Origin of the sequence: Halalkalicoccus paucihalophilus (assembly GCF_001593955.1) — an archaeon.
GTDB classification, from domain to species: Archaea; Halobacteriota; Halobacteria; order Halobacteriales; family Halalkalicoccaceae; genus Halalkalicoccus; species Halalkalicoccus paucihalophilus.
The window spans coordinates 33,815-50,524 of record NZ_LTAZ01000005.1 but is presented as its reverse complement, the minus strand read 5'-3'; the positions used below and the strand labels follow the sequence as shown (position 1 = coordinate 50,524).

Here is a 16,710-nt window from a genome sequence, read left to right as displayed (position 1 = left end):
CCGGCGGGAGTATCCCTTGAAAGAAATCCCGGAGGCCTCGCTGCTTCCTAACACTACGTAACACCGAAAGCTACTTAAATGTTTCGTATATACTTTTGGTGATCGATCGTGAAGAACGGAGGGGAACGGGCGTCAGACGGGGCTATTCGACGATGAAGGGACTCGCACGCTTGAGGACCTCCTCGCGGGTCAAGGGTTCGTCGAACGCCGCGGAGAAGCCGATGTCACCACCAAGGACGCGCAGGAACGAGGCGTGGCGCGCCTCGACCGAGTGAATGCTCAGCGCCGGCGGGATCAACTTCGCGTTCTGGATCGAGGGAGCCGCGCCTGCGTAAGCGCCGACGCCGGTGTCCTCGAGCACGGCGGCGGTGGCGAGGAACTCGTCGGGGTCCTCGACGGCCGTGCCGAAGTCGAACTCGGGTTTCTCGATCGGGTCGCCGCCGAGGTCCTCGATGGTCCCCCCGAGCACCTCCGCGTGGGTGACCTCGTGATCGCGGATGGTTTCGAGGTCGTCGAAGACGCGCGTACGGATAGGGTGGCCGAAGTCCGCGAGCAGTTCCGCATCCAGCAGGCCCGAGCAGCCGAGGTTGTCGAGACCCTGCCGGTAGAACTCGGCTTCGAGGAACTCGAGGGTGCGTGCGTAGTTCAGGATATCGACGTCGTCTTCGAACTCGCCGTTCATCCCGCCGTTTCCGTTCATCCCCTCTTCGTTGCCCATCCCACCGCCGTGTTCGTCGGCCGCGACCGATCCGACCGGTCCACCGAGGCCGAACGCTCCGGCCCCGACCAGTGCCGAGGCCGCCATGAAGCGCCGTCGTGAGGTGCTGTTCGTCCCGTTCGCGCTCGTCCCATCGTGTGTGGGTTCGTTCTGTCGCATGGTTGTGCGCGTTTGCGCGGTCGCATCGATGACAAATCACTAAAAGAGGATTTCCCGAACTCTTTCCATAATTCGTCCGAACCCTCTACGAAAAGCCACCCAGTTCCGGGAGGAGTCGATCGTTCGACGGGAGGACACGCACAAACCGTTCTAGTGAACGGATAGTTCGTCCTTCGTCTCATTGGACAGAGAACTACTATGGAGGAACGAAAACGAGCGAAGTCAATCCCACGTGATCCATACGAGAAAGAGCAGGGCGACCGTCTCGAGGACGTGAAGCAGCATCATCGCACGCCAGGCAATGGCGGGGACGGCCGTCGCGAACCACGTGGCGAGCGTCGGATCAACCATATAATAATAGAGCGCGAGGGCGTTCTCCGCGAGCAGAAGCACCGAGAAGACCAACAGACCGAGGGTGTGTTTCGAGCGGAATTGCCAGTAGTTGCGCGCCCAGATACCGCCCAGAACGGCCAACAACAGGACGTTCGCACCGACCGAGACCTGGGCGATCGTCGGCCAGATCCCCGGATCGGTCTGTAGCGGTGCCCACGTCGTGGCTCCGAGGGAGGGCGGGATCGGGTGGGCGCCGATGATCGTGGCGATGGCTGCTGTCCAGGGACCCATCTACGATCCCCCTTTCTGCCGCGTTCGGATATACACTTTCCCAAATTCGTCCATAGTTACTCCACCTGTTCGATGATCGTCTCGACAGTCTCCCAGTGGTGGTCGACCTGATCGGTCGTCAGGTACACCGCACCGTAGTCGCCGCCGCTTTTCTGGACCATACCGTTGTCCATCAGCACGTCGAGGTGGTGACGGATCGTCGTATAATCGAGGTCGAGGTCCTCCGCGAGCTGGTTCGCGTTCCGTGGCCGTTCGTCGACCGCCCGCAGGAGCCGAACGCGGTTCGGCCCCCCGCGGGTTCCGGTGAGCACGTACCAGAGAACGGCCTCCATTGTCGGCACTATCTCCCGTTACCGATGTAAGAATAGCGGTTCATCCCGATCGTTTACAGGACCCGTCGTTCGGTCGGTGTCCGCGAGCGAAGGATCGGCTCACCGTTCGCCCGGAATCGCGTCTCCGGTGATTCCGAGCGCGAACGAGGCGTTCTCGACCGCGTTGTCGGGTGCGTTCTCGTTAGCGGGAGTGGCTCGGACCCGGTCGTTGAGCCGTACTGTCAGTGTCGGTCCGTTTCGGCGCGATTCCCGACACGGCGGTCCGTGCACCCAAGCCGAGCGCTGGCTCGCAGCTCTATTGACGGCGAAACGGCGTTTTCCGGACTCGGTCCGAAACCCGTCTATGGTTGTCATCAGACGGTAAACAGGTGCCCCTCCCGAGGGACCGACAGCACGCCGATTCGCGCCCCGGCATCGAGCCAGCCGTGGCCGTACGAAAAGGACGCGAGCGCGTTTACGAGGTCGTCCTCCTCTCGGAAGTGCCGACCGTCCTCGAGGTACGACTCAGCCATTTCGAAACACTCGCTCGCGGCCTCGGCCAGCGGGGTTCCTTCGTCGCCGGCGGTTTCGGCAGCGTCGAGTGCCTCCGCAAGCAGTTTCTCGTATCGGTCAGTTTTTTCGGCTAAGTCCGCGGGCATATCCGTTGTCGGCCGAGATGGGGCCTAAGGGCTTCGGCTACGGGCGACCGACGTAGCGGCCACACCTGTAGGAATGGCGCAGAATAAGTACCGCGCGCCCGTACCGGCCCGATATGAGCGACCAGCCACGGGTAGAGATCTACACCAAGACCGACTGTCCGTACTGCGAGATGGCGAAGGACCTCTTCGACGCCAAGGGCGTCGACTACGAGGAGTACAACGTCTCGGAGGACGAGGCGCTGTTCGAGGAGATGGTCGAGCGCGCCGAGGGTCGCCAGACCGCCCCCGAGGTGTTCGTCGACGACGAACTGATCGGCGGCTGGGACGAAACCAGCGCGCTCGACGAGACGGGCGAACTCGACGAGAAACTGGGGATCGAACGCGAGGACGAGGTCGAACACCGTCGGCTCGTGATCGCCGGCAGCGGGATCGCGGGACTCACGGCAGCGATTTATGCCGCCCGCTCGAACAACGAACCGCTCGTTATCGAGGGCACCGAGCCCGGCGGCCAACTCACCCTCACGACTGACGTGGCCAACTACCCCGGTTTCCCCGAAGGCATCTCGGGACCGGAGCTGATCAACAACATGAAAGAGCAGGCCACCCAGTTCGGCGCCGACGTGGTAAACGGCGTCATCGAGTCGGTCGACGACTCGGGACGGCCCTACGAGGTGCGCATGAAAGACGGCAGCGTCTACACCGCCGACGCCGTCATCGCCGCGAGCGGCGCGAGCGCCCGAACCCTTGGAGTGCCGGGCGAGGACGAGATGATGGGCTACGGCGTCTCGACGTGTGCGACCTGCGATGGCGCCTTCTTCCGCGGCGAGGAGATGGTCGTCGTCGGCGGTGGTGATGCCGCCATGGAGGAGGCGAACTTCCTCACGAAGTTCGCCGAAAAGGTCTATCTCGTCCACCGACGCGAGGAGTTCCGCGCCGAGGACTACTGGATCGACCGGATCGAAGAGCAGGTCGAGGAGGGTACCGTCGAGATCCTCCGGAACACCGAAGTCACCGAGATCCACGGCACGCCCGAGGCCGGCGTCGAGACAGTCTCGCTCGTGAGCCACCCTGAGGGCCATCCGACGGCGAAACTCGACGACCCCGAAACGGAGAAGTACGATCTAGACGTGGGGGCCTTCTTCATCGCCATCGGCCACACGCCGAACACGGAGTACCTCGAGGGCACAGGCGTGGAGATGGACGCCGAGGGCTACCTGCAGACCCGTGGCGGGAAGGGCGGCGGCCAGACGAAAACCGCCGTCCCGGGCATTTTCGGCGCGGGGGACGTGGTCGATTACCACTACCAGCAGGCGGTCACGGCCGCCGGGATGGGCTGTAAGGCGGCCATCGACGCCGACGAGTTCCTCGAGGACGAGGAGCGAAGCGCAAGTACCGCCGCCGAGCCGGCGGCCGCCGAATCCGACTAACGAAAGCTCACTCGGGACTGGCGACCCTCGTTCGCCCGTTTCGTTTCCCTACAAAAGGCCGCTTGCGGCCTTTGTGGGCTGAGCGATGGCTCCGCCATCGTGAGGTCCGTGGGAACTGCGTTCCTGCGAGGTCTCGGAAGACCGCGGTCTTCCGACGAGTCATCGAAGTGCTTACAGCACTTCGAGATTCAGAAAATCTATGATTTTCTATGACCGCCAAGTACCGTCGAGTCGCGCCGTTCGGTTGGACGGCGCTCTCGGGACGCCTGCCCTTCCCCGTTCGCTTCGCGGCCGGCGGCAGCGAAGCGAGGCCACCGCGCTCACTCCCGCGTTTCGAGGCACTCGTGGGTGTCGACCCACTCTACCAACCGCCGCCTTGCCGCCCGCTCGCGACGCGAGATCGGATCCTCGGTTCCCAGTTCGCTCCCCGAAAAGGCGTTCATGGCGACGAACTCGCTGTCCTCGCAGGCGGCGAGCAACGCCGTCAGGTCGCCCACCTCGTGCTGGAAGGGGATCGTCGCGTCGTTGACGAACACCGCGCGGGAGGGCGGCATCGCTTCGACGATTTCCATCCCGTTGCGGGCGTTCTCGCGGGCGAGTTCGCGCGTCTCCACGGAGGTGGTGCCTCTGGCTCTGGGCGCGTGGGCATCGAGAACGCCGGTCCACGCCCGGTCGGGAAGGTCGGTGAATCGGTCGAGGCGCCCACCCAGCAGGACCCCGTCGCGCTCGATCTCGGGGGCGAACTCGAGGATCGCAACGCCCTCGGGGCCGTGTTCCTCGACCCAGGCTGCGAGCGCCCGCGCGGTGAGGCGGGTCTTGCCGGCGTTCGAGGGGCCGGTAACGAGGAGTCGGCCGCTCGTGGGGAGGGTCATACCTCGACGGTCGCGGGTCGCCGTGCGGTGCGGACGAACCGGACGAGCAGGAGTGCGGTCGCGAGGCCGATCCCGGCGGCGAAGGCGACGACGAACGCCGAGAGCGGGTCGGCGATCGCCGCGGCCTGCTCGCGGACGAACGTTCCGGTGGTGACGAGCGCCACGCCGAGCAACGCCAGCCCGGCGAGGTTCGCGGGCAGCGAGAGGGGCTCCTCGACCACGGCGGGGTCGTTGAGCAACAGGAGGATCAGGACGATCGCGAAGGGCGTACCGACCAGCCCGAACGCGAGGACGAGCACCAGAAGCGCGAAAAAGGAGCCACCGAGAAACGCCCCGAGTGAGGAGGCCAGCGCGACACAGACGACCAGCGCGCGGTATCGCGGGTCCGCGACCGACTGTCCCCAGCCCAGCTTGTCGGCCAGCGCGTACGGCGGGACGACTGTGTTGCCCCCAAGCGTCGAGACAGCAGCGCCCAGAAGTCCCAGCAAGAACAGCCACGTCGCGGCCGTGCCCACGGCGGGTTCGAGCGCCTGCCCCGCCCCGATCGCGGTGATCGCGGCGGCGTCGACCGCGGGGGTATGGAGGACGCTCGCGGCGACGAGGAAGATGGCGAGGCTGTACCCGCCGAAGGCGAGCAGCATCGAGGAACCGACATCGAACCGGGCGAGATCCTGGTCGGCGCGGGTCCAGTCGCGTGCCCGCATGGTGTAGCTCTGCATCACGAGCAGGGTGATATGTACCGCGCCGCCCAGCACGCCCGCGGCGACGAGCGCGCCGTCGAGGCCCGCGGGGATCCGCGGAACCAGCCCGCTCGCGGCGGCTCCGGGGTCGATCGGCACGACGATGGCGGTCGCGACGAACAGCACCACCACGAACGAGACCAGCGCTTTCGCGCCGACCTCGGCGATGCGGTAGCCGCCGCCGGCCAGCCCGACCGCGAGCACGAGCGCCCAGAGGACGCCCCAGAGGCGAGCATCGATCCCGGTGAGGGCCGCACTCACGTCGGCGACCGTCTTCATGATCACCAGTTGGGCGAGACCGGCCGCGAGCACCACGTCGACCACGAGCACCCACGCCCAGCCCTCACCGAGGTGCGTCTCGACCGTCGAGACGATCCCCTGCTCGGTGAAGAGGCCGAGGCGCGCGGCCAGCAACTGGCCGATCGCCCCCAGGAGCGCCGAGAGGATCACGACCCACAGGAGCGTATACCCGTAGCCCGCACCCGCACTCAAAAGGCTCGCCATCGTCGCCGGGCCCGCCGCGATCGCCCCCGCGAGCCACGTCGGGCCCAGCCGGTTCCCGTACTCGCGTGCCGTCTCGATCATCGTCTCCGCTTCTCGCCGCGGGTATATAACCGCGTGGTATCACTCGCTTTCGACCTGCGGAGTCGTCGGCCGATCCGACTGCACGTCCTCGACCGGGAACCGCTCGCCGCGTGCGGACTGCACGCGCTGGGGGTACGGGATGGTGATCCCTTCGCGGTCGAATGCGACCTTGATCGCCTCGATCGCGTCTGTCCGCGCGTTCCAGCGCCGTCGCATCGTGGGCTCGCCGATCCAGACGCGCACCTCGAGCAGGATCGAGGAGTCGGCAAAACGCTTTGCGATCACGTGCGGGTCGGGCGAGGAGCGGATCGAGTCCAAGTCCTCGACGGCCTCGACGACGACCTCGCGGGCGTGGTGAACGTCGGTCTCGTAGTCGATACCGACCTCGACCTCGACCCGGAGCTGATCGTTTCGCGAGAGGTTCGTGAGGTCGCTTTCGGTGATGATGTCGTTTGGCACCAGCACGTGTTCGTCGCTGAAAGTCTGGATCTTCGTGTTGAAGATCGTCACGTCCTTGACGATCCCCGAGTGGTTCTGGACCTCGATCCAGTCGCCGACCCGAAAGGGGCGAGAAAACAGCAGGATGAACCCAGCGAGTACCGCCGCGAGCGTTTCGCGGGCGGCCAGTCCGACGATCGCGGTGATCGCACCCGCACCGATGAAGATGTTGGTGAGATCGACCCCCCAGAGTGTGAGGATGAGCGTCATCGCCCCCAGCGCGATCCCGATGTCCGCGACGTGGTAGGCGACCTCGCTTTGGTGTTTCGTCAGCGACGACGTTCCCTGTAGCTCGTCGATTGACCGGTTGACGAAGCGTATCAACAGGTATGCGACCAGGACGATCGAAGCCGTAATGAGCTGCTGAATGGCCGTCCAGCGACCGATCACCAGTGTTTCGAGGACCAGCCGAACGAAGTAGGTGACGTGCCAGACGACGCTGAGCACGTAAATACCGGCGGCGATGACGAACAGCAGCCAGACGATGCGGCTGGCTTCACCGATGTGGCGGTCGTAGCGGTCTTCGACGATCGATTCCAACCGCCGGCCGAACGTGAGCGAGAGGACGACCAGTACGACCAGTACCGCCGTTGTGAGCAGTTGTATCCCGATAGTCGAGAAATACGTCTGCTGAATTTCAGGAATCGGATCGGGCCGAAGTGTCCACAGGACGCTCCAGACAGCGACGAGGTCTGCATACATCTATTGTAACGGTACATTGATTCACGGTATTGATACGTTTTAACCTTCACCCAGCAGTTGCGACGGATCGCGACCCAACGCGATAGGCGGGTCGGTTCCCCGATAGACATGTATGTGGACGTTCATGTCAGTAACTTTATTATACATAGAGTCAAATATAGATGTAATACGGATTTCAGTTCACAACCGCCCTTTCCATGATACAGACACTCACAACCGAAGCGCGAAACGCCCTGTCGATCACCCCGACGAGAACTCCGATCGAAACCGTCGAGCGAGCGTTCGATCCGGCCGCCTCGCTTCGGGAGTGGAACGTCCTGATCGTCGCCTACGGCGACAGCCATCGGGCACTCCGTACGGCGTGGCGCGAGCGCATCGAGGAATCCCCCGCCGGTTTCGGGACGATCGTCGTCGGAAGTACCGTCGGCGATCATCGTTCCGTCGATCCGGTCTCACGAACGGGATACGACGTCACCGCTACCGTCCGAAGCCCGGCCGATCTGGCCGAGTTGGGCACGACGATCAGCCTCTATCTCGACGACTGGACGGCGGGCAGCACCCTCGTCTGTTTTCACTCCCTCGAGGACCTGTTGGCCAGTGTCGGGACCGAAACGGCGTTTCAGTTCCTGCATGTCCTCACCCGGCGACTCTCGGGAGCCGACGCCGTCAGTCAGTTCTCGCTCGATCCGGCAGCGGTCGACGAGGCGACTGTCCGGACGCTCGAGCCGATCTTCGACACTGTTACCGAGGAACACAACGAGGAATCCCCGTCGATCACTCCCGACACGGCCTTCGACGTCCTTCGCGCGCCGCGTCGACGGTACGCCCTCCACTACCTCCACGAACATACGGGTTGGGTGACGATCACGGAACTTTCGGAGTGGGTTGCCCGCCACGAACCGGATGCGGACGCAGAGCGGGTCGAAGTCTCGCTGCATCATTCTCACCTCCCGAAGCTAGAGGACGCGGGACTGGTCTCCCTCGTCGAGACGCGGGTCTCGGGACGGTCCGCGATCGAGGCGCTCGTCCCGTATCTCGAACTGGTTTCGGAGCACGATCTCCCCGAATAGCGGTCCCGTGCTCCGCCTCGACAGTGACCCGAGCCGCGGCGCTTAACACTGATCACCACCCATATCGGCCAATGGGAGCGCGGCTTCCGGGGATCGGAACCAGAGAGCGGATCGTCGCCCACGCCGATATGGACTGCTTCTACGCGTCCTGTGAGCGCCTTCGTGAGCCCGCCCTCGAAGACGAACCGCTCGTCGTCGGCATGGGATACGAGCCGGGTACCACGAACGGCGCGGTCGCGACCGCGAGCTACGAGGCCCGCGCTTTCGGCGTCGAGAGCGCACAGGCGATCTCCGAGGCACTCGAGCGATTGCCTCGAAAACGGGAGGCCGCGATCGACCCAGACCTCGACATCGAGCGTTCGGGGTTCTACCGACCGGTCGATATCCCGTTTTACGAGTCCGTAAGCGAGGACGTCAGGGAGATCCTGCACACTAACGCGGCAGTCGTCCGCGAGGTGAGCATCGACGAGGCGTACCTCGACCTCACGGAGCGCACGACGTGGGACGAGGTCGAGGCCTTCGCCCGCGGGATCAAAGAGCGGATCCTCGAAGCGGTAGGCGTGGTCGCAAGCGTCGGGGTCGCGCCGAACATGAGCACCGCGAAGATCGCGAGCGACGCCGAGAAACCCGACGGACTGGTCGTGGTTCGCCCCGACGAGGTCCGAGACTTCCTCGCGCCCGTCCCCGTCGAGGACCTGCACGGAGTTGGTCCCGTCACGGCTCGCACCCTCCGCGAACGTGGGATCGAGACGGCGGGCGACCTCGCGAGTGCCGAGCGCTACACACTGATCTCGGAGTTCGGCGAGCGCGGCGCGGACCTCTACGATCGGGCCCGCGGCGAGGACGACCGGGAGGTGAGGCCGAAGGGACGCCCGAAAAGCCTCTCGCGCGAATCGGCGTTCACCGAGGTCACGGCCGACTACGAGGAGGTTCAAGAGCGCGTGTTGACGCTCGCGGAGGCGGTCGCCGAACGCGCAACCCGGAAGGACGCCCTCTATCGCACCATCGGGATCAAGCTCGTCACGCCCCCCTTCGACGTGAACACCCGCGCCCGCTCGCTTCCCGGCCCCGTCGACGACCCCGCACTCGTCGATCGGGTCGTCCGGGACCTCTTAGAGGAGTTCGAGGGAGAGCGAGTTAGGAAGGTCGGCGTGCGCGTCTCGAACTTGGAGTTCGGTTCGGCGCCCCAGTCGAGTCTCGACGGGTGGGCGGGGGCGAACGGAGAGACGGGCGATTCGACGGTTTTATCGCCCGCCGGGGACACCACGGAGTCTGCCGAACCCTCGGGGCAGGCCTCGCTTTCGGAGTTCGAGTGAGGGTTTATCCATCGGGCGTTCCTTCTAGCGTTTATGACCACTGTCGAGATCGAATACTGCGTTCCGTGCGGGTTCTTAGAGCGCGCCGAGGCCGTCCAGCACGCCCTGCTCACCAATTTCGGCGAAGAGATCGACGAACTCTCACTTATTACCGGTGATCACGGCATCTTCGAGGTCCGGATCGACGGCGACGTGATCTTCGAGAAGAGCGAGGACGAGTATGACGTGGACCAGATCACGCGGGACGTGCGCGCACGGCTCTAAACGAAAGCCCTCGACGGACCTGCCAAGGTCCGTCTCGCCCTTTTCATGTCCGACCAGGCTCCGCCGAGTCGCGGCATGCGACCGCGTGCCGCTTCCGGGAACGCCTGCCCTTCCCCGTCCCGCGGAGGCGAGCGGCACGTCGGGCGCTCGCCTCCGCGCCGGCCACCGCCCAGCAATAGATTCGAGAATTTTCGTTCTACAGCGGTTCGACCAAGTCCTCCAGTGCCGCACGCGGGTCGTCGGCCTTCGCGACGCCGCTTGCGAGCAACACGCCTTCGGCACCCAGCTCCTCGGCAGCAGTCAGGTCCTCGCCCGTGCTGATACCCGCCCCACAGAGCACGTCCACCGAATCGTCAACGGCCTCGGCGGCCGCGACCGCATCGGTGACGATGTCGGGGTCGGCCTGACTCACAGGAGTACCGGAGCCGATCAGCTCCGGCGGCTCGACGGCCACGCTATCCGGTCCGAGCGCCGCGACGGCTTTCACCTGTTCGGGGTTGTTGGCACAGACAACCGTTTCGAGGTCGGCGCGCTCGGCGGCTTCGAGGCCGGCGTCGATATCGGCGAGCTTCAGGCGCTTCTCCGAGTGGTTGATCATGGTGCCGGTCGCGCCCGCCGCCGCGAGCGCTTCGGCGAGCGCGCTGCCGGTGTGACTGCCCGTCTCGTTGCCGTCGGTGTGCTGGGCCCACGTCTCGACGCCGGTTTCGGCGACCGATTCCAGTCGGGCGGTCTGGGGCGCGACGGCGATCCGCGTCCCCGAGTCCTCGCTGACTTCGTGGGCAGCCTCGGCGATCTCGACGGGGTCACTCGGGTAGGCCTTACAGTTGACCAGAACGAACATGGCTCGCCCTCGGGCGGGGCGGCTAAAGAGTCTTCCCGATCAGGAGTCCTTGCGGGTGACGACGTCCCCAAGCGTGTAACTTCCCGTCGAGGAGCCACCCTCCCACTCGGTGTCGTCGTCGCTGATACCCTCCGACAGCGAGATCTCGAGTTTGCGTTCGAGCTTCTTCTGGACCGAGTCGCTCGGGAGCATGTCGCCGCGTTCGAGTTTGCGGATCAGACTCGCCTTCTCGTTGAGCTCGCCCGCGAGGTCCTCCTGGCTCAGACCGGCCGATTCGCGAGCCTCGCGGATCCGCTGGTCGTAGTCGGCGGCGACCTCGTCCATCTCGTCGAACATGTCGCGGCGGCGTCGGCTTCCGCCGCCCGACCCGCCCGCGGAGCCCGAGCCGCTGCTGTCCGACTCCGAGGTATCCGACGACGAGGAGGTCGAGTACTTCGTCGAGGTCTGGGAGGACTCCTCGGTTCGGACCTCGGTCCCGAACTCCGCACAGGAATCACAGACATCGAGTTCAGCGCCCTCGATCTTGACCGTCTTGGGTGTGGACGTCTCGGTGCCACACATCTCACACTGAACCATACCCGCCCTTGCGTGCGGGAGTGTATAAATGGTGCGCCACGCTCACCCAAGGGCACCCATCGAGTAGTAAAAGCGTTGGAGGGCGGTGATGTGACCCACGACCGCGAACAGCACGAGGAGCCAGCCCACGAGCGTGAACCAGCCGATCGTCACCGGAACTATCCCGGTCAGGATCGCGACGACGCCCACGAGAACGAGGCGGTCCGCACGGCCCAACATCCCCCCGTAGACCCGGTCGAGGCCGACGGCCTGTGCCTGCGTTCCGAGATACGAGGTCATGAGAACCCCAGTAACGGCGACGAAACCTAGCGCGTACTCGCCGATCCCGGCCGCGAGTCCGGCGATGATCAGGATGTCGGCGTACCTGTCGAGGACGTGATCGAGCAGGTCGCCCGCCGTCGAGGCGACGTTCTGGCGGCGCGCGAGCGCCCCATCCAGTAAGTCGAGCGCACCGTTCAGCAGGACGAGCAGCGCGCCGACGAGATACCACCCTGGACTTGTCCCGCCGAGGTAGAAGGCCCCGGCCGCGACGCCCGCGAGCGCGAACGCGAGGACGCTCACGCCGTTGGGCGATAGCCCCACCCTATCGGCACCCTCGACGAACGGTTCGAGGGCGCGATCCGCGAGCGGGCGATACTTATCGAGAGTCACGAGAACGTCACCTCCCCGGCGCTCGGCCCACGTTCACCTGCGATCACGCGTTCGATCTCGCGGGCGACCTCGGCGAGCGAACGCTCGGTGGTGTCGATCTCGTAGACGTTCTCCACTCCGTGTTCGGCGACTGCCTCCGAGAGGATCAGGTCGAGTGCCTCGCTTTCGGCGTTCTCGCGGGCGTAGCGAGCGAGGGCTTGGGGCGACTTCGTCGATCCAGTGTTCTCCTCGGCTTTCGCCTCGCCCTCCTCGCGCTCGCGGAGGCGGCGTTCGAGTTCCTCGGGCCCACATCGCAAGACGACGACCCGGTCGGCGGGCAGGTGGTGGGCGAGGTGCGATTCGACGACTCCCTCCCGGTCGCCGACGAACTCGCGGAGGGCATCCATATCGACCACGAGGCTGTCGCGGGCCTCGTCACGTTCGGTATACAGCCCCTCGCGTTCGACGGCGTCGTTGAGGTGGAGCACCGACTCGTCGAGGCGATCGGTCGCGCTCGTCTTTCCGGTTCCGGGGGTGCCGGTGACGGCGACTCTCATGTCGCCCCCCGGAGGACCTCGTTGCACTCGGTGATCGCCCGTCGGGTCTCCGCTTCGGTCCCGCAGGAAATTCGGATACACTCGGGAAGGCCGAAACTCGTACAGTCCCGGACTATGACTCCCCGCTCTTGGAGGCGGTTCGCGACCGCGCTCGCGTCGCCGACTTCGGCGAGCACGAAGTTGCCCGCGCTCTCCCACGTCGGGGCATCGAGGCGTTCGTATATCCGCTCGCGGGCGTCGCGGGCGACCTCGATCGAGCGTTCGACGTGCTCGGTATCGTCGAGGGCGGCCAGTCCGGCCCGGCAGGCGATCTCGCTGGCGGCGAAGGGGGTGTTGACCCGCGTGTAGGCCTCGGCCCACGACTCGGGCACCAGCGCGTAGCCCAGTCGGAGGCCCGCCAGCCCGTAGACCTTCGAGAAGGTCCGCAGGACGGCCACGTCGTCGCGGGCTTCGACCAGCGAGACGGCGCTCGGCCGATCGGAGAACTCCCCGTAGGCCTCGTCGACCACGATCAGGGTGCCCTCCTCGGTTCGGTCAGCCAGTTCTTCGACCTCCGAGAGGGCGATCTCGGAGCCGGTGGGGTTGTGCGGGCTGGTGAGGTAGACGATCCGCTCGCCGTCGTAGTCGGCGAGGATCTTTTCGGCGCGCTGCTCGAAGTCCTCGGCCTTCGAGACGGGATACGTCGTCACTTCGCCGTGGTGGAACCGGGCGCTCATCCCGTAGTAGGCGAACCCCGGCTCGGGAACCAGAACGCGGTCGCCCGGATCGATGGTCGCCCGCGCGAGGTAATCGAGCGCGCCGTCGCCGCCGTTTGCGAGCCAGACTTGGTTCGGAGAGAGCTCCCAGAGGGCGGCGAGTTCGGCGATGAGGTCGGCGTGAGAGGCCTTCGGGTAGGTGTGGACCCGGTCGGCGTGTGCGCGGATGGCCTCGACTGCGGCCGGAGACGGTCCGAGGGGGTTCTCGTTGGAGGCGAGTTTCACGAGCGAGTCGGGATCGAGCCCCAACTCGCGGGCGACCTCCTCCGTCCCCCGCCCGGCCTCGTAGGCGGTGTTCGAGGAGAGATCCCGTGGGTGCATGGTCGCTCAAAATCGGGCGTCGATATTAAGCGTGGTTACACGCGTTCGTCCGTCGAAGCGAGGGCGACGGAGCGGGCGTTCGGAACGCTACGGCTGGCGCACGTCGTGTTCGAGCGTCCCGATCCCCTCGATCTCGATTTCTACCGTGTTACCGTCCTCGAGCGGGCCGACGCCCTCGGGAGTGCCCGTCGCGATCACGTCCCCCGGTTCGAGAGTCATGTACTGGGTGATCTCGGCGATCAGCTCGGGGATCGAGAAGATGAGGTGTTCGAGGGTCGAGTCCTGTCGGGTCTCGCCGTCGACACGCAACTGGATCCGGGCGTCGTCGGGCACCTCATCGGGGGTCGCCAGCACGGGCCCCATCGGTGCGGCGTTATCGAAGGCCTTCCCGCGGACCCAGTTCTGCTCTTCGTCCTGGTCGTCCCGGTTCGACAGGTCGTCGAAGCAGGTGTAGCCCGCGACGACGTCCTCGGCCTCGCTCTCCTCGACGTGGCGACACTGCTCGCCGATGACGACCGCGAGTTCGGACTCGTGTTCGATATACCGCTCGGCGGGCAGGGTCACAGTGTCGCCGTGACCCGCGACGGCGTTCGGTGGTTTCAAAAAGAGGAGGGGTCGATCTGGCAGATCCTCGTTTCGCTCCTCGGCGTGGGCGGCGTAGTTTCGGCCGATACAGACGATCTTCGTGGGCTCACACGGCGGGAGGATATCGACTTCCTCGGGGTCGTAGCTGTCGTTTGCGAAGGTGATCTCCTCGTCGTCCCAGTTGCCCTGTCGGACCGAGCCGGCGGGGTCGCGGAATCGAACGCGGTGCATACGTGGGCCTCAGAGCGCGCGCCCAAAAGCGTTCGTTCGGCGGCAGGACTGCCGCGTCGACACCTTTTATGAACCAGTCGGCCGTTGTGTCTCCCGTATGGAACTCACCTGGCACGGACACTCGACGTGGTACGTTTCTGTAGGGGATACCGACCTGCTAATCGATCCCTTCTTCGACAATCCGAAGACCGATCTGGAACCCACCGATATCGAAACGCCTGACTACGTCCTGTTGACCCACGGCCACGCCGACCACATCGGCGACGCCGGCGAGTTCTCGGAGACGACGCTCGTGGCGAACCCCGAACTCGTCGCGTACGCGAAGGACGAACTCGGTTTCGAGGACGCCGTCGGCGGGATGGGAATGAACATCGGGGGCACCGTCGAGTGTGGCGACGCCTACGTGACGATGCACCGCGCGGACCACACCAACGGCGTCGACACCGACTACGAGTACTCGGTAGGGATGCCCGCAGGCTACGTGATCAGCGACACCAAGCCTACGCAGGTCGAAGACGAGGAGAGCACGAGTTTCTATCACGCCGGCGACACCGGTCTGATGACCGAGATGCGCGAGGTCATCGGCCCGTATCTCGAACCCGACGCCGCCGCGCTCCCCACCGGCGATCACTTCACGATGGGGCCGTGGCAGGCCGCAATCGCCGCCGACTGGCTCAACGTCGATCACGCCTTCCCGATGCACTACGACACGTTTCCGCCCATCGAGATCGACACCGACGAGTTCGTAAACGAGATCAAAGCGACTGGTAGCGACGCCGAGGCCCACGTTCTGGAGGGCGACGAGACGTTCGACCTGAACGAGTAGGACCGCTCGCTTCGACCGCAGTTTCGTCATTCTTTAGGAGCGTCCGTGAGAAATCCGAGTGCCATGTCGGACATCGAGACCACCAGCGTCAGCGAACAGGGCTTCGTGACCAACAACCAGGTCGGCGACTTCTCGCTCACCATCGACGCCACCGACGAGGAGGGGCCTAACCCCAACGACGTCCTCGTCGCCGATTACGCGTCGTGTTTCCTGCCGGCGTTCCGCGTCGGCGGCCAGCAGCGCGATCACGACGACCTCGGAAAGCTCCAGATCGACGCCGAAGCCGATCTGAACGACGAGGACGACGTCAGCGCGATCCGCTTCGACATCTACGTCGAGAAGGACCTGTCGGACGACGAGGCCGAGGAGATCACGGAGCGCGCGGAGGGGATCTGCCACGTCCACGCGGCGCTGCGCGAGGAACTCGAAGCCGATATCAGCGTCGAAACCGACGCGTTCTGAGTTGGAGCTCCGGGGGTCAGGCAGGCGAGGTCGGTTTTTCGGGAGGAACACTTACGCCACAGCCGGGCGTCTACCGGAACGCAATGGCAAAAGAGGTAATCAGTACCAGCGAGGAGGGGTTTAGCTCGGTCAACTCGGTCCGCGATTTCGAACTCACGATCGACGCCGAGGGCGAGGAGACGCCGGATACGGTCGAGACGCTGCTCGCGGACTACGCCGCGTGTTACGTCCCGGCGCTGCGCGTCGGCGGCCAACAACGGGGGGCCGACGACCTCGGGAGGATCGAGAACACCGTCACCGGCGAGGTGAACGATGACGGGAAGCTCACCGCGGTTAGCTTCGAGATCGCGGTGGAGGCCGACCTCGACGACGAGACGGGCCAGCAGGTCGTCGACCGGGCGAACGAACTCTGTAAGGTCCACGACGCGCTCAAAGAGGAGCTTCACGCCGACACCAGCATCGAGGGCGGCGCGTTCTAGCGGGTCGTCGTCTCTTGAAAAACGGGTTGTCGATCAGCGGGCCATTTCGATCGCGCCGAGCTGCTCCATCAGCCCGAGCATGTCGAACGACGCCCACGTCTCGACGAGTTTCCCGTCCTCGAGTCGGTGCATGACGTTTCCGGTCAGTTCGACGCGCTTTCCGGTGGGTTCGATCCCCATGAACGTCCCCTCGTGGGTACCGGTTTCGGTCGCGCGGAAGGCGACCAGATCCCCCTCCGCGACTATCGCGTCGATCGTCATCTCGACGTCGGGGAAGGCCGTCCGCCACATCTCGACGGTCTCTTTGAACCCCTCGGGGCCGCGTTTCTCCTCGGGGAGGCTGGGATCGTGTCGCACGTACTCCGTCGCGAAGAGTTCGTCGACCACGTCGTAGTCGCCCCCGTTGACGACCTCCCGAACGAAGCGCCGAACGAGTCCTTTGTTCTGTTCTTCCACGTTGAGTTGCTGTACCATCGTGACCACTCCTTGGGTGTTGTTATCT

Annotated in this window: 22 protein-coding genes; 7 read left to right on the top strand and 15 right to left on the bottom strand. The window is 65.1% G+C overall.

Features of this window, described 5'->3' with window-relative positions; genetic code table 11:
* Positions 1-142: 142 nt before the first annotated feature.
* The 5 genes from HAPAU_RS09715 to HAPAU_RS09700 form a co-directional block, all read right to left on the bottom strand.
* Positions 143-877, bottom strand: a complete 735-nt coding sequence (locus HAPAU_RS09715; protein ID WP_066382100.1) for a ferritin-like domain-containing protein — start codon at positions 875-877, stop codon at positions 143-145.
* A 222-nt stretch (positions 878-1,099) separates the two neighbouring features.
* Positions 1,100-1,399: a hypothetical protein gene (locus tag HAPAU_RS09710; RefSeq protein ID WP_066383150.1), complete on the bottom strand. Its 300-nt coding sequence runs from the start codon at positions 1,397-1,399 to the stop codon at positions 1,100-1,102.
* Between the two features lie 158 nt (positions 1,400-1,557).
* Positions 1,558-1,833, bottom strand: a complete 276-nt coding sequence (locus HAPAU_RS09705; protein WP_066382095.1) for a winged helix-turn-helix domain-containing protein — start codon at positions 1,831-1,833, stop codon at positions 1,558-1,560.
* A 99-nt stretch (positions 1,834-1,932) separates the two neighbouring features.
* A complete protein-coding gene (locus HAPAU_RS20910) occupies positions 1,933-2,187 on the bottom strand; it encodes a hypothetical protein (RefSeq protein ID WP_157078445.1) in 255 nt (84 codons plus the stop codon).
* Positions 2,187-2,471 (bottom strand): DUF357 domain-containing protein, encoded by a 285-nt coding sequence (locus HAPAU_RS09700; protein ID WP_066382094.1) that lies wholly within the window; start codon positions 2,469-2,471, stop codon positions 2,187-2,189. The genes HAPAU_RS20910 and HAPAU_RS09700 overlap by 1 nt, the downstream gene beginning before the upstream one ends.
* Positions 2,472-2,584: 113 nt before the next feature.
* Between HAPAU_RS09700 and HAPAU_RS09695 the strand changes: the two genes are divergently transcribed.
* The gene (locus tag HAPAU_RS09695; protein ID WP_066382093.1) at positions 2,585-3,898 is read left to right on the top strand and encodes an FAD-dependent oxidoreductase; all 1,314 of its coding nucleotides are present in this window, start codon (positions 2,585-2,587) and stop codon (positions 3,896-3,898) included.
* 320 nt (positions 3,899-4,218) lie between these two features.
* Here the strand turns inward: HAPAU_RS09695 and HAPAU_RS09690 are convergent, their stop codons facing one another.
* From HAPAU_RS09690 to HAPAU_RS09680, 3 genes are read right to left on the bottom strand one after another with little or no spacing between them, the layout of a single operon-like run.
* Positions 4,219-4,770, bottom strand: coding sequence for a hypothetical protein (locus tag HAPAU_RS09690; RefSeq protein WP_066382092.1), 552 nt, complete (start codon positions 4,768-4,770; stop codon positions 4,219-4,221).
* Positions 4,767-6,095, bottom strand: coding sequence for an NRAMP family divalent metal transporter (locus tag HAPAU_RS09685; protein ID WP_211263564.1), 1,329 nt, complete (start codon positions 6,093-6,095; stop codon positions 4,767-4,769). Before HAPAU_RS09685 ends, HAPAU_RS09690 begins: the two co-directional genes overlap by 4 nt.
* 39 nt (positions 6,096-6,134) lie before the next feature.
* Entirely contained in the window at positions 6,135-7,295 is a 1,161-nt protein-coding gene (locus HAPAU_RS09680; protein ID WP_066382090.1) for a mechanosensitive ion channel family protein, read from the bottom strand.
* 197 nt (positions 7,296-7,492) lie between these two features.
* Here HAPAU_RS09680 and HAPAU_RS09675 point away from each other — a divergent pair, with 197 nt between their 5' ends.
* The 3 genes from HAPAU_RS09675 to HAPAU_RS09665 all read left to right on the top strand — a co-directional run bounded on the left by HAPAU_RS09675 (position 7,493) and on the right by HAPAU_RS09665 (position 9,945).
* On the top strand, positions 7,493-8,365 hold the full coding sequence (locus tag HAPAU_RS09675) for a DUF7504 family protein (RefSeq protein ID WP_066382088.1): 873 nt from the start codon (positions 7,493-7,495) through the stop codon (positions 8,363-8,365).
* Positions 8,366-8,436: 71 nt separating this feature from the next.
* Entirely contained in the window at positions 8,437-9,681 is a 1,245-nt protein-coding gene (gene dinB, locus HAPAU_RS09670) for a DNA polymerase IV (protein WP_066382086.1), read from the top strand.
* A gap of 33 nt (positions 9,682-9,714) precedes the next feature.
* Positions 9,715-9,945: a SelT/SelW/SelH family protein gene (locus HAPAU_RS09665; protein ID WP_066382080.1), complete on the top strand. Its 231-nt coding sequence runs from the start codon at positions 9,715-9,717 to the stop codon at positions 9,943-9,945.
* Positions 9,946-10,141: 196 nt separating this feature from the next.
* On the opposite strand, the gene tpiA is transcribed toward HAPAU_RS09665, so the two are convergent.
* The 6 genes from tpiA to HAPAU_RS09635 all read right to left on the bottom strand — a co-directional run bounded on the left by tpiA (position 10,142) and on the right by HAPAU_RS09635 (position 14,441).
* Positions 10,142-10,786, bottom strand: a complete 645-nt coding sequence (gene tpiA, locus HAPAU_RS09660) for a triose-phosphate isomerase (protein ID WP_066382078.1) — start codon at positions 10,784-10,786, stop codon at positions 10,142-10,144.
* A gap of 39 nt (positions 10,787-10,825) precedes the next feature.
* Positions 10,826-11,362: a multiprotein bridging factor aMBF1 gene (locus HAPAU_RS09655; RefSeq protein ID WP_066382077.1), complete on the bottom strand. Its 537-nt coding sequence runs from the start codon at positions 11,360-11,362 to the stop codon at positions 10,826-10,828.
* Positions 11,363-11,404: 42 nt separating this feature from the next.
* On the bottom strand, positions 11,405-12,013 hold the full coding sequence (locus HAPAU_RS09650) for a CDP-alcohol phosphatidyltransferase family protein (RefSeq protein ID WP_066382075.1): 609 nt from the start codon (positions 12,011-12,013) through the stop codon (positions 11,405-11,407).
* Positions 12,010-12,549 (bottom strand): adenylate kinase family protein, encoded by a 540-nt coding sequence (locus HAPAU_RS09645; RefSeq protein WP_066382074.1) that lies wholly within the window; start codon positions 12,547-12,549, stop codon positions 12,010-12,012. Before HAPAU_RS09645 ends, HAPAU_RS09650 begins: the two co-directional genes overlap by 4 nt.
* A complete protein-coding gene (gene hisC / locus HAPAU_RS09640) occupies positions 12,546-13,625 on the bottom strand; it encodes a histidinol-phosphate transaminase (protein WP_066382073.1) in 1,080 nt (359 codons plus the stop codon). The genes HAPAU_RS09645 and hisC overlap by 4 nt, the downstream gene beginning before the upstream one ends.
* An 87-nt stretch (positions 13,626-13,712) precedes the next feature.
* The gene (locus HAPAU_RS09635) at positions 13,713-14,441 is read right to left on the bottom strand and encodes a fumarylacetoacetate hydrolase family protein (protein WP_066382072.1); all 729 of its coding nucleotides are present in this window, start codon (positions 14,439-14,441) and stop codon (positions 13,713-13,715) included.
* Positions 14,442-14,538: 97 nt separating this feature from the next.
* Between HAPAU_RS09635 and HAPAU_RS09630 the strand changes: the two genes are divergently transcribed.
* The 3 genes from HAPAU_RS09630 (at position 14,539) to HAPAU_RS09620 (ending at position 16,208) form a co-directional block, all read left to right on the top strand.
* Positions 14,539-15,267: a metal-dependent hydrolase gene (locus HAPAU_RS09630; RefSeq protein WP_066382070.1), complete on the top strand. Its 729-nt coding sequence runs from the start codon at positions 14,539-14,541 to the stop codon at positions 15,265-15,267.
* A gap of 63 nt (positions 15,268-15,330) precedes the next feature.
* Positions 15,331-15,729: an OsmC family protein gene (locus HAPAU_RS09625; RefSeq protein ID WP_066382069.1), complete on the top strand. Its 399-nt coding sequence runs from the start codon at positions 15,331-15,333 to the stop codon at positions 15,727-15,729.
* 83 nt (positions 15,730-15,812) lie between these two features.
* Entirely contained in the window at positions 15,813-16,208 is a 396-nt protein-coding gene (locus HAPAU_RS09620) for an OsmC family protein (RefSeq protein WP_066382067.1), read from the top strand.
* 33 nt (positions 16,209-16,241) lie between these two features.
* Here the strand turns inward: HAPAU_RS09620 and HAPAU_RS09615 are convergent, their stop codons facing one another.
* Positions 16,242-16,682 (bottom strand): ester cyclase, encoded by a 441-nt coding sequence (locus tag HAPAU_RS09615; RefSeq protein ID WP_066382066.1) that lies wholly within the window; start codon positions 16,680-16,682, stop codon positions 16,242-16,244.
* Positions 16,683-16,710: the final 28 nt, after the last annotated feature.

What these genes read in the sequence shown, in the direction of transcription:
- HAPAU_RS09690 (WP_066382092.1), bottom strand. Translation starts at nt 4,770, where the DNA reads ATGACCCTCCCCACGAGCGGCCGACTCCTCGTTACCGGCCCCTCGAAC.
- HAPAU_RS09715 (WP_066382100.1), bottom strand. Translation starts at nt 877, where the DNA reads ATGCGACAGAACGAACCCACACACGATGGGACGAGCGCGAACGGGACG.
- HAPAU_RS09675 (WP_066382088.1), top strand. Translation starts at nt 7,493, where the DNA reads ATGATACAGACACTCACAACCGAAGCGCGAAACGCCCTGTCGATCACC.
- HAPAU_RS09665 (WP_066382080.1), top strand. Translation starts at nt 9,715, where the DNA reads ATGACCACTGTCGAGATCGAATACTGCGTTCCGTGCGGGTTCTTAGAG.
- tpiA (WP_066382078.1), bottom strand. Translation starts at nt 10,786, where the DNA reads ATGTTCGTTCTGGTCAACTGTAAGGCCTACCCGAGTGACCCCGTCGAG.
- HAPAU_RS20910 (WP_157078445.1), bottom strand. Translation starts at nt 2,187, where the DNA reads ATGACAACCATAGACGGGTTTCGGACCGAGTCCGGAAAACGCCGTTTC.
- HAPAU_RS09620 (WP_066382067.1), top strand. Translation starts at nt 15,813, where the DNA reads ATGGCAAAAGAGGTAATCAGTACCAGCGAGGAGGGGTTTAGCTCGGTC.
- HAPAU_RS09695 (WP_066382093.1), top strand. Translation starts at nt 2,585, where the DNA reads ATGAGCGACCAGCCACGGGTAGAGATCTACACCAAGACCGACTGTCCG.
- HAPAU_RS09680 (WP_066382090.1), bottom strand. Translation starts at nt 7,295, where the DNA reads ATGTATGCAGACCTCGTCGCTGTCTGGAGCGTCCTGTGGACACTTCGG.
- dinB (WP_066382086.1), top strand. Translation starts at nt 8,437, where the DNA reads ATGGGAGCGCGGCTTCCGGGGATCGGAACCAGAGAGCGGATCGTCGCC.
- HAPAU_RS09645 (WP_066382074.1), bottom strand. Translation starts at nt 12,549, where the DNA reads ATGAGAGTCGCCGTCACCGGCACCCCCGGAACCGGAAAGACGAGCGCG.
- HAPAU_RS09615 (WP_066382066.1), bottom strand. Translation starts at nt 16,682, where the DNA reads ATGGTACAGCAACTCAACGTGGAAGAACAGAACAAAGGACTCGTTCGG.
- HAPAU_RS09705 (WP_066382095.1), bottom strand. Translation starts at nt 1,833, where the DNA reads ATGGAGGCCGTTCTCTGGTACGTGCTCACCGGAACCCGCGGGGGGCCG.
- HAPAU_RS09685 (WP_211263564.1), bottom strand. Translation starts at nt 6,095, where the DNA reads ATGATCGAGACGGCACGCGAGTACGGGAACCGGCTGGGCCCGACGTGG.
- HAPAU_RS09630 (WP_066382070.1), top strand. Translation starts at nt 14,539, where the DNA reads ATGGAACTCACCTGGCACGGACACTCGACGTGGTACGTTTCTGTAGGG.
- HAPAU_RS09700 (WP_066382094.1), bottom strand. Translation starts at nt 2,471, where the DNA reads ATGCCCGCGGACTTAGCCGAAAAAACTGACCGATACGAGAAACTGCTT.
- HAPAU_RS09635 (WP_066382072.1), bottom strand. Translation starts at nt 14,441, where the DNA reads ATGCACCGCGTTCGATTCCGCGACCCCGCCGGCTCGGTCCGACAGGGC.
- hisC (WP_066382073.1), bottom strand. Translation starts at nt 13,625, where the DNA reads ATGCACCCACGGGATCTCTCCTCGAACACCGCCTACGAGGCCGGGCGG.
- HAPAU_RS09625 (WP_066382069.1), top strand. Translation starts at nt 15,331, where the DNA reads ATGTCGGACATCGAGACCACCAGCGTCAGCGAACAGGGCTTCGTGACC.
- HAPAU_RS09655 (WP_066382077.1), bottom strand. Translation starts at nt 11,362, where the DNA reads ATGGTTCAGTGTGAGATGTGTGGCACCGAGACGTCCACACCCAAGACG.